General features: G+C 63.2%; 12 protein-coding genes. 5 read left to right on the forward strand and 7 right to left on the reverse strand.

Features of this window, described 5'->3' with window-relative positions; genetic code table 11:
* Positions 1-47: 47 nt before the first annotated feature.
* From QEN71_RS12340 to QEN71_RS12355, 4 genes are all read left to right on the forward strand, one after another.
* Positions 48-467 carry a hypothetical protein gene (locus QEN71_RS12340; protein WP_201653450.1) on the forward strand — a complete coding sequence of 140 codons (420 nt, stop codon included), beginning with the start codon at positions 48-50 and terminating at the stop codon, positions 465-467.
* A gap of 887 nt (positions 468-1,354) precedes the next feature.
* On the forward strand, positions 1,355-2,164 hold the full coding sequence (locus tag QEN71_RS12345; protein WP_201653453.1) for a PadR family transcriptional regulator: 810 nt from the start codon (positions 1,355-1,357) through the stop codon (positions 2,162-2,164).
* 22 nt (positions 2,165-2,186) lie between these two features.
* Positions 2,187-3,005 carry a siderophore-interacting protein gene (locus QEN71_RS12350; protein WP_201653456.1) on the forward strand — a complete coding sequence of 273 codons (819 nt, stop codon included), beginning with the start codon at positions 2,187-2,189 and terminating at the stop codon, positions 3,003-3,005.
* Positions 3,006-3,030: 25 nt separating this feature from the next.
* Positions 3,031-4,299, forward strand: coding sequence for an MFS transporter (locus QEN71_RS12355; protein ID WP_201653459.1), 1,269 nt, complete (start codon positions 3,031-3,033; stop codon positions 4,297-4,299).
* Positions 4,300-4,316: 17 nt separating this feature from the next.
* Here the strand turns inward: QEN71_RS12355 and QEN71_RS12360 are convergent, their stop codons facing one another.
* Genes QEN71_RS12360 through QEN71_RS12370 form a run of 3 tightly spaced genes read right to left on the reverse strand, consistent with a single transcriptional unit; the run spans position 4,317 to position 8,126 of the window.
* On the reverse strand, positions 4,317-6,545 hold the full coding sequence (locus QEN71_RS12360) for a xanthine dehydrogenase family protein molybdopterin-binding subunit (RefSeq protein ID WP_201653462.1): 2,229 nt from the start codon (positions 6,543-6,545) through the stop codon (positions 4,317-4,319).
* 23 nt (positions 6,546-6,568) lie between these two features.
* On the reverse strand, positions 6,569-7,570 hold the full coding sequence (locus QEN71_RS12365; RefSeq protein WP_223959933.1) for an FAD binding domain-containing protein: 1,002 nt from the start codon (positions 7,568-7,570) through the stop codon (positions 6,569-6,571).
* 10 nt (positions 7,571-7,580) lie between these two features.
* Entirely contained in the window at positions 7,581-8,126 is a 546-nt protein-coding gene (locus QEN71_RS12370; protein WP_201653465.1) for a (2Fe-2S)-binding protein, read from the reverse strand.
* A 425-nt stretch (positions 8,127-8,551) separates the two neighbouring features.
* Between QEN71_RS12370 and QEN71_RS12375 the strand changes: the two genes are divergently transcribed.
* Positions 8,552-9,526 (forward strand): hypothetical protein, encoded by a 975-nt coding sequence (locus tag QEN71_RS12375; RefSeq protein WP_233471972.1) that lies wholly within the window; start codon positions 8,552-8,554, stop codon positions 9,524-9,526.
* Here the strand turns inward: QEN71_RS12375 and QEN71_RS12380 are convergent.
* From QEN71_RS12380 to QEN71_RS12395, 4 genes are all read right to left on the reverse strand, one after another.
* Entirely contained in the window at positions 9,523-10,668 is a 1,146-nt protein-coding gene (locus QEN71_RS12380; RefSeq protein ID WP_201653471.1) for an enoyl-CoA hydratase/isomerase family protein, read from the reverse strand. The genes QEN71_RS12375 and QEN71_RS12380 overlap by 4 nt on opposite strands.
* The gene (locus QEN71_RS12385; protein ID WP_201653474.1) at positions 10,665-11,462 is read right to left on the reverse strand and encodes an enoyl-CoA hydratase; all 798 of its coding nucleotides are present in this window, start codon (positions 11,460-11,462) and stop codon (positions 10,665-10,667) included. The genes QEN71_RS12380 and QEN71_RS12385 overlap by 4 nt, the downstream gene beginning before the upstream one ends.
* Complete coding sequence (gene mmsB / locus QEN71_RS12390; protein ID WP_201653477.1) at positions 11,462-12,355, reverse strand: 3-hydroxyisobutyrate dehydrogenase; 894 nt, start codon at positions 12,353-12,355, stop codon at positions 11,462-11,464. Before mmsB ends, QEN71_RS12385 begins: the two co-directional genes overlap by 1 nt.
* 610 nt (positions 12,356-12,965) lie before the next feature.
* Entirely contained in the window at positions 12,966-14,495 is a 1,530-nt protein-coding gene (locus tag QEN71_RS12395; RefSeq protein WP_201653479.1) for a CoA-acylating methylmalonate-semialdehyde dehydrogenase, read from the reverse strand.
* Between the last annotated feature and the right edge of the window lie 34 nt (positions 14,496-14,529).

Raw genomic sequence — 14,529 nt, forward strand, 5'->3', positions numbered from 1 at the left:
CCTCGGCCTGTCCGACGACACGCGATATGCACCCAAGAATCCACCTGATGGAGCAAAAAATGGCGCATATGCCTGAAGATGCAAAACTCCCCGCGCCCCAAGTTGGCACTGGCGACACGCAGAATATCGGCCTCACACCTGGCGAATTCTCCAAGAGCTTCCAGTATCGCGAACGCGTGAATGACATCTGCAACATGCACGATACTGACTGGCTGGCGGCGGAGAACGAGCTTTCGCAAGAAGCCCAGCAAGCCGTGGCAGTCCTCGCTAAAGACAGCGGCCAGCCCGAGTCAACGGTCATCGCAGACGTCTACGCGGCGGCCCCGGGCGTTGATGCTGCGAACATCGCCGATCACGAGGACCGCTACGGCAACCTCGACGAATACGGCGAGCCACTGCCGCCGCTCGGCGACCTGAACAATGGCAGCGGCGACGACGACGATTGGGATGATAGCCGCGTGTCGTAAGTGGCAACGTGTGCACGCACCGGCCTAAATGTCTCGCCGGACGCCTCGCATAACCTCAATGATGTCCCTCACCGAAATGACAACAGTGCAGTTCCTCTGTGTGGTTTCAGCGAAGGGACGCCCTCCCTAAAATCATTCCCTGATTGGCCGGTATAAGTTATCGGGCGCCGCTCAATCACCGAGTATCTATATCGTTCGGTCCACCCCTCGTGATGTCCGTCACGTTTCGCTCCAGCTGGGCACAGCTGGAGCCTTTTTCATTTCACACGACAGCATGTCGCGTGGGTATCGACGACGAGACAATTCGTTTCTCGGTTACGTGGACAGCGACCGGCCAGCTCTCTTCTCACCGATAAGCTGCGCGACCCACTGCGGCAACATCGCCCTGAGCGATTCGTTGCCATCCACGAAGTGGAGCTTGAGCGCCATGAACACGTGTCCAAGCGATGGAAGCTTGATTGCATGCAGGGAACGCATAGCGACTCGGATAAAAGCACGGATGTTCTGGCACTGAATGGAGGCTCACCACGGTGCCTAGGGCGCCACGGCCCCGAAGGCCGAAAGCGCGCGCTCCGAAGGCTCTAGACGGCCAGTATGATGCGACCCTGTATTTTGAAAAATGAAGATGCGCGTCGGCATTGCGCAAAACGCTCAAGCTGCGCGTCTTTCATCACTATCAAAATCACCTCTCGATAGCAAAACCAGAGAAAAATTGTGCGCCGCACACCGAATTTCGCGGTTCCCGCACACTTTGTTGTCTCTGAAACGCAAGTTTTGCGTTCCCGCACACTTTGTTGTCTCCCGATAATAGACCCAAATTCCCCTTGACGAACTATCTTAAGATATATATCTTAAGATACATCTTACGACACCCGGAGATGCCAACCATGCGTCATCACCACCGTTTTTCCCGTGACTTCGACCGCGACGCCGCTTTTGCCCGCGACCCATCGTTCTTCGGCTTCTACGAGCGCTTCCATGCGCTGTGGCATGCCGTCGGCCGCCATCAGCGCGGCGGCGGACGGCACGGCGGGCCGTTGGGCGGTGGTCAAGGTCCCTTCGGAGGCGGCTTCGGCGGAGGTTTCGGCGGCGAAGGCGACGGCTTCCCGCGCGGCCGCAAGTTCACATCCGACGATCTGCAACTGCTGCTGCTCGCGCTGATCGACGAACAGCCGCGCCACGGCTACGAGCTGATCAAGGCGCTCGAAGCGCGCTCGAACGGCTTCTACGCGCCGAGTCCCGGCATGGTCTACCCGGCCCTCACGTATCTGGAAGAACTCGGTTACGTGACCGTGCAGCTCGAAGGCAATCGCAAGCGCTATTCGCTCGCCGACGCGGGCCGCGAGTACCTCGCCAGCAACCGCGAGCGCGCCGATCTGATGCTCGCGAAGCTCTCGCATATCGCGCGGAAGATGGACTCCGTGCGCCGCGCGTTCGCCGGTGAAGCGGGCGAAGCCAACGACGACGGCGCAGGTGGATACGGCGGCTGGCTGCCCGAGTTCGTACAGGCGCGCCGCGCGCTGAAACACGCGCTGCTGCTGCGCGACAACGCCTCGCCGGAAGAACAGCGGCGCATCGCGGCGATCCTCGCGCGCGCCACAGCCGAAATCGAGAGCAAGCCGCGCGAAAACGGCAACCCGACACCAGGCACACCGGACGCACCAAACGCACCAAACGCACCGGACGAAAACGCCTGAACACGTAGAGAGAGAACATCGTATGCAAGCAACCCGAACCGATCTGACCGTGACGCGCGTGCGTCATCCTCTGAAATTCCGCCTTCTCGAAGTGAAGCACGTCGAAACCGTCACGCCGCATCTGATCCGCGTGACGCTGACGGGCGACGATCTGCACGATTTCGTCTCCGCTTCGTTCGACGATCACGTGAAAGTGTTTTTCCCCGCACCCGGCGAAAACAAGCCGACGCTGCCGGCAGCCGGCCCCGATGGTCCCGTATTCCCGACCGACCGTCCGCGCCCTGTGGCGCGCGACTTCACGCCGAAGCGTTATGATCGCGACGCGCGCGAACTCGATCTGGAATTCGCAATGCACGAAGCCGGTCCTGCCGCCGAATGGGCAACGCAGGCGAAAGCCGGGCAATACCTCGGCGTCGGCGGGCCGCGCGGCTCGTTCGTCGTGCCGACGGGTTTCGACTGGCATCTGCTGATCGGCGACGATACGGCGCTGCCCGCCATCGGCCGGCGTCTCGCGGAACTGCCGCAAGGCGCGCGCGTCGCGGCCGTGATCGAAGTGGCCGATCCGTCGGCGCGCATCGAGTTCGACACGCAAGCCGATCTGTACATCGAGTGGCGCTATCGCAGCGAAGGCGAATATCGCGGCGGCGAGCTGCTGAAGGCTGTGCGCGAAACCTTCGTGCCGGACGGCGAAGGCTACGTGTGGGCCGCGGGCGAAGCGGCGACGATGCGCGCCGTGCGCCAGCACCTCGTCAACGAGCGCGGCATCGACAAATCGCGTATCCGCGCGTCGGCGTACTGGAAACAGGGCGAACAGGCCGTCCACGAAAATCTCGACGACTGATGCCTCTCATTCAACCGGAGACGGGATGTTCTCATTGAACGAAGGGCACGAGCGGCGCCTGTTATGGCTGCTCGCGCTCACGCAATTCACCATCATCATGGACTTCATGGTGATGATGCCGCTCGGCCCGCAGATCATGCATGCGTTCGAGATTTCGCCTGCGCGCTTCGCGACGGCCGTCTCCGCGTATTCGTGGTGCTCTGGGCTGTCGGGTCTGCTGGCCGCGACGTATATCGACCGCTTCGACCGGCGACGTCTGCTGCTCGCCATCTACGCTTTGTTCGCGCTGTCGAACCTCGGCTGCGCGCTGGCGACGAACTTCCCGCTGCTTCTCGTGGCGCGTGCGTTCGCGGGCATCACGGGCGGCGTGCTGGCGTCGGTGGTGATGGCCATCGTCGGCGACGTGATCCCTGTTTCGCGACGCGGTGCGGCGACGGGCACGATCATGACGGCGTTCTCGCTTGCCGCGATCGCGGGCGTGCCGGCTGGCGTGATGCTCGGCGCGCATTTCGGCTGGGCGTCGCCGTTCGTGCTGCTGGTCGTGCTGTCGTGCGTGATCTGGCTGGGCGGTCTGCGCATCGTGCCGTCGCTGACGGAACATCTGCAGAAGCAGCGCGTGCCGCTCGCGCAGGTGTTGCCCGATCTGTGGCGGCTCTTTGCAAACGTGCGGCATCTGAACGCGTTCGCGCTGACCTTCGTCGTGATGATCGGCCACATGCTGGTGATTCCCTTCATCGCGCCGACGCTCGTCGCGAATCACGGTGTCGCGCCTGCAAATCTGTCGTGGCTGTATATGGCCGGAGGCGCGGCGACGTTCTTCACTTCACGGCGCGTCGGACAGTTGTCGGACCGCTACGGCAAAAAGCGCGTCTTCCGTATCGCCGCGCTACTGTCGATTCTGCCCGTGCTGTTCGTCACGCATCTGCCCGACATTCCGTTCTACGCGATGGTGCTGTTCTTCCCGTTCTTCATGGTCGCGATGTCGTCGCGGATGGTGCCGATGCAGGCACTGCTCACGACCGTCCCCGCGCCGCAGACGCGCGGCGCGTTCCTCAGCGCGAACAGCGCAGTGCAGGCGATGGGCACGGGCTGCGGCGCATGGTTCGGCGGCCTGATGCTGTCGTCGACGGCGCAGGGGCAGATCGCGGGTTATGGCGCGGTTGGCTGGCTCGCGGCGGCGGCGGCCGTGTTCGCGTGCTGGTGGATCGGGCGCGTGAATGGCGCGGGCGAACAAGGCGCCGCAGGCGTCACGGCGACGCCCGCAGCAGGACCGGAAGCGGTCGGCGAAGCGTAACGCCTCGCCATCGTGCCTCAGCCCGCGAGCAGATCCTCGATCATCACGGGCAGCTTCCTCACCCTCACGCCCGTCGCGTGATGCACGGCATCCGTGATCGCGGCCGCCACGCCCGCCAGCCCGATCTCGGCGATCCCGCGCGCGCCCAGCTCGTTGAACACCGGGTCGGGATAATCGAGAAACGACACATCGAGCGCGGGCGCATCCGAATGCGATGCCACGATGTAATCGGCGAGATTGCTGTTGATGGGCGCGCCGTTCTGCGGGTCGTACATCGTGTGCTCGAACAGCGCCATGCCGACACCCATCACCACAGCCCCTTCCACCTGATTGCGCGCCGCGCGCGGATTGATCATGCGCCCGCCGTCGATCACCGTGACGACGCGACTCACATGCAGCCGCGCCGTCTCCGGCTGCCACGTCACCTCGGCGAAATGCGCGCCGTACGAGTAGATCGAATGGTGCTTCTTCAGCGGATCGTCGAAACCGCCCTGCGCGCTGCCCTTGCCTGACGCTGCGTGCATCTTCGCGGCCTGCAGGATCTGCGCGAACGGCACGCCCTGCTCCGGCGCATCCGTCTTGCGATGCACACGCCCCGCGCCGAACGCGAGCGTGTCCTTGTCCGCGCGATGAAACGGCGACTCTTCGACGGCCACCGCGCGCGCCAGCACCATGTCGATTGCGGCGCGCGCCGCCTGCAGTACGGCGGGTATCACGGAAGCCGTCGCCGCCGATCCGCCCGAGATCGGTCCGAGCGGCAGCATCGTATCGCCGAGCACGACCTGCACCTTGTCGATGGGAATGCCCGCCTGACCCGCAACCAGTTGCGCGAGCACCGTGTACGTGCCCGTGCCGAGATCCTGCGTGCCACACACGACGCGCGCCGTACCGTCCGCACGCAGATCGACGGTCGCTTCCGCCGAAAAGCGTATCGCGGGCCAGCCGCACGCACCGACACCCCAACCGAGCGTCAAGCCATCGCGCTGCATCGAACCGACTTCCGCCGTGCGCTGCGCCCAACCGAATTTCTCCGCGCCCGTCTTCAGACATTCGACGAAATGCCGCGACGAAAACGGAAGGCCCGTCGACTCGTCCACCTTCGGTTCGTTCATCAAACGGAACGCGACGGGATCGATGTCGAGCTTGCGCGCGAGTTCGTTCATCGCCGATTCGAGCGCGTACAGTCCGGGCACGGCGCCTGGTCCACGCATCGATGTCGGTGAACCGACGTTGCGCCGCGCGATGCCCGACGTCACGCGCAGATCCGGCACGCTGTACAGCACGGGCGTGATCTCGCCGCAACCTTCCTCGTAGTCGTCGGCGAGCGCCGAGTGATTCAGGTAATCGTGGCGAATCGACGTGAGCTTGCCGGTCCTGTCGGCGGAAAGACGCATGCGCTGCTGCGTAGTCGGACGATGTCCGACGTTCTGGAACATCATCTTGCGGCTCACGACGAGCTTCACCGGCTGCTCCGTATGACGCGATGCAGCCGCCGCAAGCAGCGTATGCGGCCACACCCACAGCTTGCCGCCGAAGCCCGAGCCGAGATAGCGCGAAATCACGCGCACGCGTTCCTTCGGCAAGCCGAGCATCTGCATTAGCGTGCCCTGATGATTGGACACGGCCTGCGTGGTCTCGTAGAACGTGAAGCCCTCGCCGTCCCAATCCGCGATGCTCGCGTGCAGTTCGATGGGGTTGTGCGTCTCGACGGGCGTCACATAGGTTTCGTCGAGCTGCACGTCGCTCTTGTCGTACGCAACTGCTGCGTTGCCGCGTTCGCTTTGCACCTGCGGCTCGCCGCTCGCCCGCAGTTCATCGTTGACGTCGTAGTTCGACGTTTCGTAACCGACCTTCACGGCGGCTGCTGCAGCGCTCGCGGCCTCGAACGTATCGGCGACGACGGCGGCGACGTACTGGCCGTAATAGCGGATCACGTCGTCTTCGAACGGCGGGCGAGCTTCGTCGACGAAACCCGTCTCCATCGAATTGCCCGCGATGCGATAAAACCGACCGACGTTGCCTCGATGCAGAACCACGCGCACGCCGGGCATCGACTGCGCGTGCGCGAATTCGAGCGACGTCACGCGGCCGCTTGCAATCGTCGCGCAAACGGGCACGGCGTACAGCATGTCGGGCAGTTCGATATCGGAGGTGTACTGCGCGCGCCCGCTCACTTTAAGCGGACCGTCGATGCGCGACTGCGGCTGCCCGACCACGGACAGCAGAGATTCGGACACAGTGGACATGGAAAGAAGTCCTCGAAAAAGTTTCAGACGGACTGCGTGACCTGAGTCAATGCATGAATCAGGCAGCGTCGCGCGAGTTCGATCTTGAAGCCGTTCTGGCTCTGCGGCTTCGCGTTGGCGAGCGCGGCATCGGCGGCGCGCGCGAAGCTCGCCGTGTCGGGCACCGCGCCCGCGAGTTCGGCCTCGGCCTCGCGCGCATGCCACGGCTTCGTGCCGACACCGCCGAGCGCCACATGCGCACGCGTGATGCGCCCATCGGCCACGTTGACGACGACAGCCGCCGACGCCAAAGCGAACTCATACGACGCGCGGTCGCGCAGCTTCAGATACAGCGAGCGGCTGCCTGGAATCGGCGGCAGCGTGACATGCGTGACGAGATCGCCGGGTTCGAGCACGGTTTCGCGCTCGGGCGTATCGCCGGGCAGCAGGTAGAAGTCGTCGATGGGAATGCTGCGCGCGCCCTTCGTCCCCTGGATCTGCACCGTCGCGCCGAGCGCCGCGAGCGCGACGTTCATGTCCGACGGATTGGTCGCGATACATGCGTCGCTCGTGCCGAGTATCGCCATCGTCCGGTTGAAGCCGGTGCGCGCGGCACAGCCCGAACCGGGCGCGCGCTTGTTGCAGGGCATCGCCGTGTCGCGGAAGTAAACGCAGCGCGTGCGTTGCAGCAGATTGCCGCCCGTCGTCGCCATGTTGCGCAACTGCGCGGACGCGCCCGCAAGCAAGGCCTGCGACAACACCGCGTACGGCTCGTGAATCAGCGGATGCATCGCGAGATCGGCGTTGCGCACGGTCGCGCCGATACGCACGCCGCCTTCGTCGGTCGTTTCGACGCGATCGAGCGGCAGGCGGCTGATATCGACCACGCGCGCCGGCTTTTCGACGTCGAGCTTCATCAGGTCGAGCAGCGTCGTGCCGCCCGCCAGAAAGCGCACCTGTGCGCCCTGTTGCGCCGTCTGCGAACCGGCGCCCGCAACGACGGCATCGCGCACGTCGTTCGCGCGCGAAAGCTGGAACAGTTCCATCGCGGTCTCCTCAGCGCTTGCCGCGCACGGACTGGATGGCCGTCACGATGTTCTGGTACGCGCCGCAGCGGCACAGGTTGCCGCTCATCGCTTCGCGCACGTCGGCATCGTCGGGGCCGATTGTTTCGCCGAGCAGCGCGACGGCCGACATGATCTGGCCTGCCGTGCAGTAGCCGCACTGATAGCCGTCGCATTCGACGAACGCGGCCTGCATCGGATGAAGCGCGTCGGGTTCGCCGATGCCTTCGATGGTCGTGATCGTGTCGTCGGCGTGCGTGGCCGCAAGCGACAGGCACGCGTTCACGCGGCGGCCGTTCACATGCACGGTGCACGCGCCGCACTGGCCGTGGTCGCAGCCTTTTTTCGTGCCGGTCAGATGAAGGTGCTCGCGCAACGCATCGAGCAAGGTGGTGCGCGGATCGAGCGACAACGCGTAAGACGTGCCGTTCACGTTCAGTTCGACGGGAATGGTCACGCCCGGCGTGGGGTGTGGTGAGCCGCTGCGCTCACGGCTTTCCTGCGGTGTGACCTGGGGGCGTGCAATGGTGTGGGGCATCGGGGAATCTCCATGCGGCAATCGGAAGCGGACGATCGGAAGGAAGACTGTCGAATGCCAGATGGCGCGCGTCACGCTGGTGCGACGCGGTGGCCGCATCGTGGAGCGCCGATGGACAAGCGAAAAGTATAGGCGCCGATGCACCGATCTGCCCGCGGCGAGTCGGTGCGGCGGCGCATTTGCATCCGTCCGCGTTTCTGTTATCGATCAGTCATATCGATCAGTCAGGACGATGAGTGCGAGCAAACGCAGTACCCGGACTGCATTGATCGCGCTGCAAAAAACGGTAAACGTTGCATTTGCCCCTTTCGGCGCACGGATCGGTCGATTCATTCAGAATGAATTGAAACTACGAGGGGCGCGACTTGAAAAAGAATCCGAAGTACACGCCAAGCCACCGCTTGAGACCTTGCTTGAGACCTTGCTTGAGACCTTTACTGCTGGCAGGTGCGGCATGTGCTGCGCTGTCGGCGCGCAGCGCGTCGGCGCAGGAAATAGGCCTGTACGGCGGCTGGCTGACGGGCGCGAACACGAACACGTATTCGTGGGCAATCGACTACACGGAAGGATTCGGAAGATACGTGGCGGGCAGCATCACGTGGCTGAACGAAGGCCATCTGCCCGACCATCACCGCGACGGCCAGGCCGTGCAGATCTGGGGTCGTTTGCCGCTCGCGCAGAACCGCTTCGTGGTGGCGCTCGGCGCGGGACCGTACCGCTACTTCGATACGGAAGCCGCCGAACAGGGCCAGGGTTATTCGAACACGCACGGCTGGGGCGGCCTCTTCAGCGCGCGGGCAACCTGGTACACGTCGCGCCGTGTGACAGCGAATCTGCAGGTCAATCGCGTGCAGGTGTCGCGCGGGCCTTCGACGACGGCCGTGCTGGTCGGCGTCGGCTATCAGCTCGACGCGCCTGACGAACCCGGCCCGCGCAGCTACGCGCTGCCGCGCACGCATGACGTGACGAACAATGAAATCACGCTGATGGCCGGACAGACCATTCTCAACAGTCTGGAGTCGCAAACGTCGACGGCCGCGGCCATCGAATACCGGCGCGGACTCACGCACTGGCTCGACGGCACGCTCGGCTATCTGCACGAAGGCGGCGGCCTCAAGGCGCGCCGCGACGGCCTGACGGCGCAGCTATGGCTCACGCGCGCGTTCCTCGACGACAGCCTGACGCTCGGCTTCGGCGCAGGCGCGTACGCCGCGATCCATCACGGCAACGATCCCGACGAACGTTCGACGGGCGACGGCATTCTGTCAGGCCTCGTGTCGGTCTCGGCGTCGTATCGCTTCACGCAGCACTGGGCGGCGCGCGTCACGTGGAATCGCGTGGTGACGCGCTACAGCCGCGATACCGATGTGCTGATGGGCGGTATCGGCTACCGGTTTTAGGCATCCCCGCCAAGATCCGCCAGCGGATGCGCCTGCGCCCGCCACGGCGACGACAGGAAATGCCGCACACGTTCCGGCCGCACTTCGGCCAGCGTCGCGGGCGCCCAGCGCGGCTTGCGGTCCTTGTCGACGAGATGCGCGCGCACGCCCTCGCTGAAATCACCCTCTTCGATTGCACGCGTGACGATGCCCAGCTCCATCCGGAAGCATTCGGCGAGTGTCATCTGACGGCCGCGCAACAACGCATCGCGCGTCACGTACAGCATGGTCGGCGAATGCGACGTGAGCGCATCGTAAGTGGCCTGCAGCCATTGACGCACTTCGCGCGCATGTTCGCGTTCGAGATCCTGGCGCAACGTCGCGACGATGCGCTCGATGCCCGAACGCCGGTCGAAGTGCCGCATGATCGATTGCGTGAAAACGCCGATCCCTGCGTGGGGAACGATGTTGCACGGCGGCTCGAATACCGTGCGCAACGCGCGCAGCAGATCGCCGGCAGCGACGTCGGATGTATCGATGCGCAGCAGGCGCTCTTCGAACGTATCGAGCCATTCCGACGGTACGCACAGATCGGCAAGCTGGAGCAGCAGCGCGTCGGCACCCGTGAGCGTCGCGCCCGTCAGCCCGACATACAGTTCGATCTCGGCGGGCAACACGGACAGAAAACGCGTCGCGCCCACATCGGGCAGAAAACCGATGCGCGTCTCGGGCATCGCGATCTTCGTGCGCTCGGTGACGATGCGCAGCCGCGCGGCCTGACCGAGTCCCATGCCGCCGCCCATCGCGATGCCGTCGAGCAGTGCGACGACGGGCTTCGGAAACGTATGCAGCGCGTAGTCGAGCCGGTATTCATCGATGAAGAACTGGAGCCAGCCGCTCTCGTTGCGTTGACGCATGCCGTGCAGTGCACGCACGTCGCCGCCCGCGCAGAAACCTTTCGTGCCCGCGCCGCGCAGCACGACGGCGACGATCTCGCTATCGTTGCGACAGCGTTCGATCAGCACGGCCAGTTCGCGCACCATATCGTGCGACAGCGCGTTGAGCGCGGCGGGCCGGTTGAGCGTGACGATCGCGACGCGATTGACGACGCGAAACAGCACGTCCGGTTCGTGCACAACGTCCTGTTCGAGAACGGCGCTCATCGCTGCAACTCCCGGGCTCGTGCCGTCTGCCATTGCGGCGCGCGTTTTTCGAGGAACGCATTGACACCCTCGCGCTGATCCGCGCCGTCGAACAGATCGACGAAACGTTCGCGCTCCACCGCGAGCGCCGCCGCGCGCGGCACGCCATTGCGCGCCTGCTGGATCAGTTCCTTGCTGAACCTGACGGCCTGCGGACTGAGGCCCGCGACGCGCGCCGCCATCGCGAGTGCGAACTCGCGCGCCGCACCCTTCTCGACCACTTCTTCGACGAGACCGATGCGTAATGCCGTCGACGCATCGACGCGTTCGCCTGTGAGCACCATGCGCTTCGCCCAGCCTTCGCCGACGAGCCACGGCAGCGTCTGCGTGCCGCAGCCGCATGGCAACAGACCGACGGCCGTTTCGGGCAGCGCCATGACGGCGTGCTGCTCGGCGATACGGATATCGCACGCGAGCGCGCATTCGAGCCCGCCGCCCATCGCATAGCCGTTGATGGCCGCGATCACGACGGGCCGCGCGTTTTGCAGCGCCTCGAATGCAGCGCCGAAACGCGACGCCGCGAGACGCGCGACTTCCTTGTTGCCGTCGGCGAATGCGTTGAGATCGGCGCCCGCGCTGAAGAACTTGGGCCCGTCACCGGTTATGACGATGGCGCGCACCTGCGCTTCGCCGTTCAGTCTTTCGACGGTGTGCTGCAACTGCAAGAGCCCTTCTGGGGTGAATGCATTCGCGGGCGGGCGCTTCAAGGTCAGCAGCGCGACGCTGCCGTCATGTGCGTAGTCGAGTTCGATCATTACGCGTCTCCCACGTTGCGGTACAGCTTGATGACGGCGGAGAAGTCGAGTTTGCCGGCGCCTTTGGTGCTCATCGTCTGATAGAGCTGTTGCGCGAGAGCGCCGAGATAGACCGGTTGACGCGCGAGTTTTGCGGCATCGGTGGCGAGGCCGAGGTCTTTGAGCATGAGATCCGTGCCGAAGCCGCCGGTGTAGCCGCGTGTCGACGGCGCGGTTTCGATTACGCCGGGAAACGGGTTGTAGGTATCCGAACTCCAGCAACGGCCCGTCGATGTATTGATGATGCCGCCGAGTACTTTTGGATCGATGCCGAGTGCTTCGCCGAGTGCCATTGCCTCGGAGACGCCGGCCATCGTGATGCCGAGTACAAGGTTATTGCAGATCTTGGCGACCTGGCCGGTCGAGGTGTCGCCGCAATGGACTATGTTTTTTCCCATTGCCTGTAAGACTGGTTTTACGTGTTCATACGCTTCGGCTGTGCCGCCTACCATGAAGGTCAGTGTGCCCGCTGCGGCGCCGCCTGTGCCGCCTGAGACGGGTGCATCGACGAACGTGTTGCCGTTTTGTTTTGCCAGTTCGGCGAAGGTTTTGACGCTCGCTGGGTCGATGGTGCTTGAGTCTATTATCGTTGTGCTCTTCGTTATTCCCGCGAGGATGCCTTCTTCGCCTGTTAGCACCGCTTTTACGTGTGCTGCTGCTGGCAGCATCGTGATCACTGCTTCTACGTCTGTTGCTGCTTCTTTTGGTGTTTCTTTTGCTGTTGCGCCTGCTGCTTTTAATTCTTGCACTGCGTGCGGGTTCAGATCGAAGACCTGCAGTGCGTGGCCCGCTTTTAACAGGTTCTGCGCCATCGGCGCGCCCATGTTGCCCAGTCCTATGAAGCCTATCTTCATGTCTTCTCCTTCCTCGTTGCTTCTTTCCGCTATCCGCGTGAATCGCCTTTTCTTGCGCTGGCATCCGCGGTTTCGTATCGGTCTGCTAGCGTTGCCCCTGTGCGGGGCGGCAGTTACTTTCTTTGCCGCGGCAAAGAAAGTAACCAAAGAAAGCCGCTTTTGAACCTCCGGTGCCCGCCAGGATAGCGCCGCGCCATGCCGGTGTTGAGCTGTCGCGCAGCGACGTCCGCACTCCGTAGAAAGCCCGCAGTCAACCGCGCACGGCGCGAAAACCCACACGCGGCCTGGAGCACATACGATGGCAAACGCACAAAACTAAGCCGACCGAATGTGCTCAGGTGGATGTCACCTTTCGCGCCGCGCGCGGTTGACTGCGGGCTTTCTACGGAGTGTGAGGGTCGCTGCGCGACAGCTCAGAGAACATATGCCGTAGCGGTATCCTGGCAGGCACCGGAGGTTCAAAAGCGGCTTTCTTTTGCCTACTTTTCTTTGCCGCTGCAAAGAAAAGTAGGTGCCGCCCCGCACAGGGGCGACGCTAATAAACCGATACGAATTCGCGGACGCCATCAAAAAATCCTGGATTGGCGACTAGCGTCGCAGACAAAAAAACCTACCTCAACGCGATGGTAGTATTCACGCCATCGGCAACAGTCGCATCATCAAACCACCGCGCAGTAACAGTCTTAGTCTGCGTATAAAACTGCACAACCTGCTTGCCATAAGGCCCAAGATCCCCAAGCTTCGACCCACGAGATCCCGTAAAACTAAAAAAAGGCACCGGCACGGGAATAGGAATATTGATCCCCACCTGCCCAACATCGATTTCACTCTGGAATTTACGAGCCGCCGCGCCGCTCTGCGTAAAGAGCCCAACCCCATTCCCCATGGGATTTCCATTAACAAGCGCAATCGCATCATCGAGCGTGGGCACCGTCATCACGCACAACACAGGCCCAAAAATCTCGGTCCGATAAACATCCATCTCAACGGTCACGTCAGAAAAAATCGTCGGCCCGATGAAATTGCCATCGGCGTAGCCAGCAACATGCACATCACGCCCATCGAGCGCCAACGTAGCCCCTTCCTTCACACCCGTTTCGATGAGGCCAAGAATACGAGCCTTCGCGGCACGCGAAACAACGGGCCCAACGTCCGTCTTAGCCTCGTGTCCCGCGTTCACCTTCAACGTCTTCGCTTTCTCGACCAAAGAAGGCAACCAGTCCTTAGACGCACCCACGAGCACGACAACGGAAGTCGCCATACACCGCTGCCCAGCCGCGCCAAATCCCGCGCCAACGAGCGCATTCAACGTCTGCTCACGATTCGCATCAGGCAACACGACAGCGTGATTCTTCGCGCCCATCATCGATTGCACGCGCTTGCCGTGCTGGCTGCCGAGGTTGTACACATGCGTGCCCACAGCCGTCGATCCGACGAACGAAATCGCCTTCACTAGCTCATGCGTGCACAATGCATCAACGACTTCCTTGCCGCCATGCACCACGTTCAGCACGCCCTTCGGAACGCCCGCTTCGATCGCGAGTTCGACGAGTTGCATCGTCGACAGCGGATCCTGTTCCGAAGGCTTCAGCACGAACGTGTTGCCGCATACGATCGCCATCGGGAACATCCATAGCGGAATCATCGCGGGGAAGTTGAACGGCGTGATGCCCGCGCACACACCAATCGGCTGGCGCAACGTGTACGTGTCGACCGCACCCGCGACGTTCTCCGCGAACTCGCCCTGTTGCAGCGTGCCGATCGAACACGCATGCTCGACCACTTCGAGGCCGCGGAAAATATCGCCCTCGGCGTCGGGCAGCGTCTTGCCCTGCTCTGCCGTCAATGTCTTCGCGATGCGCGGCATGTGCTCGCGAATCAGCGCCTGATACTTCAACATGATGCGCATGCGCGCGCCGATCGGCGTGTTCTTCCACGTTGCAAACGCAGCGTGTGCGGAACGGATCGCAGCGTCTACTTCGGCTTGCGTCGCGAACGGCACGCGCGCGAGTACTTCCTGCGTCGCCGGATTCACGATGTCGCGCCACTCGGTCGCGTTCGATTCGACGAACTCGCCGTTGATCAGCAGCTTCACGGTCTCGACTTTCTGGCCCGCGACTGTCGTTGGAATTGCGCTCATGCTGAATGTCTCCTTGATCGATATCGGTGCAGCG

Source organism: Paraburkholderia sabiae, from assembly GCF_030412785.1.
GTDB classification, from domain to species: domain Bacteria; phylum Pseudomonadota; class Gammaproteobacteria; order Burkholderiales; family Burkholderiaceae; genus Paraburkholderia; species Paraburkholderia sabiae.

Coding starts and splice junctions, on each gene's coding strand:
- QEN71_RS12340 (WP_201653450.1), top strand. CDS start 48: ATGGAGCAAAAAATGGCGCATATGCCTGAAGATGCAAAACTCCCCGCG.
- QEN71_RS12345 (WP_201653453.1), top strand. CDS start 1,355: ATGCGTCATCACCACCGTTTTTCCCGTGACTTCGACCGCGACGCCGCT.
- QEN71_RS12350 (WP_201653456.1), top strand. CDS start 2,187: ATGCAAGCAACCCGAACCGATCTGACCGTGACGCGCGTGCGTCATCCT.
- QEN71_RS12355 (WP_201653459.1), top strand. CDS start 3,031: ATGTTCTCATTGAACGAAGGGCACGAGCGGCGCCTGTTATGGCTGCTC.
- QEN71_RS12360 (WP_201653462.1), bottom strand. CDS start 6,545: ATGTCCACTGTGTCCGAATCTCTGCTGTCCGTGGTCGGGCAGCCGCAG.
- QEN71_RS12365 (WP_223959933.1), bottom strand. CDS start 7,570: ATGGAACTGTTCCAGCTTTCGCGCGCGAACGACGTGCGCGATGCCGTC.
- QEN71_RS12370 (WP_201653465.1), bottom strand. CDS start 8,126: ATGCCCCACACCATTGCACGCCCCCAGGTCACACCGCAGGAAAGCCGT.
- QEN71_RS12380 (WP_201653471.1), bottom strand. CDS start 10,668: ATGAGCGCCGTTCTCGAACAGGACGTTGTGCACGAACCGGACGTGCTG.
- QEN71_RS12385 (WP_201653474.1), bottom strand. CDS start 11,462: ATGATCGAACTCGACTACGCACATGACGGCAGCGTCGCGCTGCTGACC.
- mmsB (WP_201653477.1), bottom strand. CDS start 12,355: ATGAAGATAGGCTTCATAGGACTGGGCAACATGGGCGCGCCGATGGCG.
- QEN71_RS12395 (WP_201653479.1), bottom strand. CDS start 14,495: ATGAGCGCAATTCCAACGACAGTCGCGGGCCAGAAAGTCGAGACCGTG.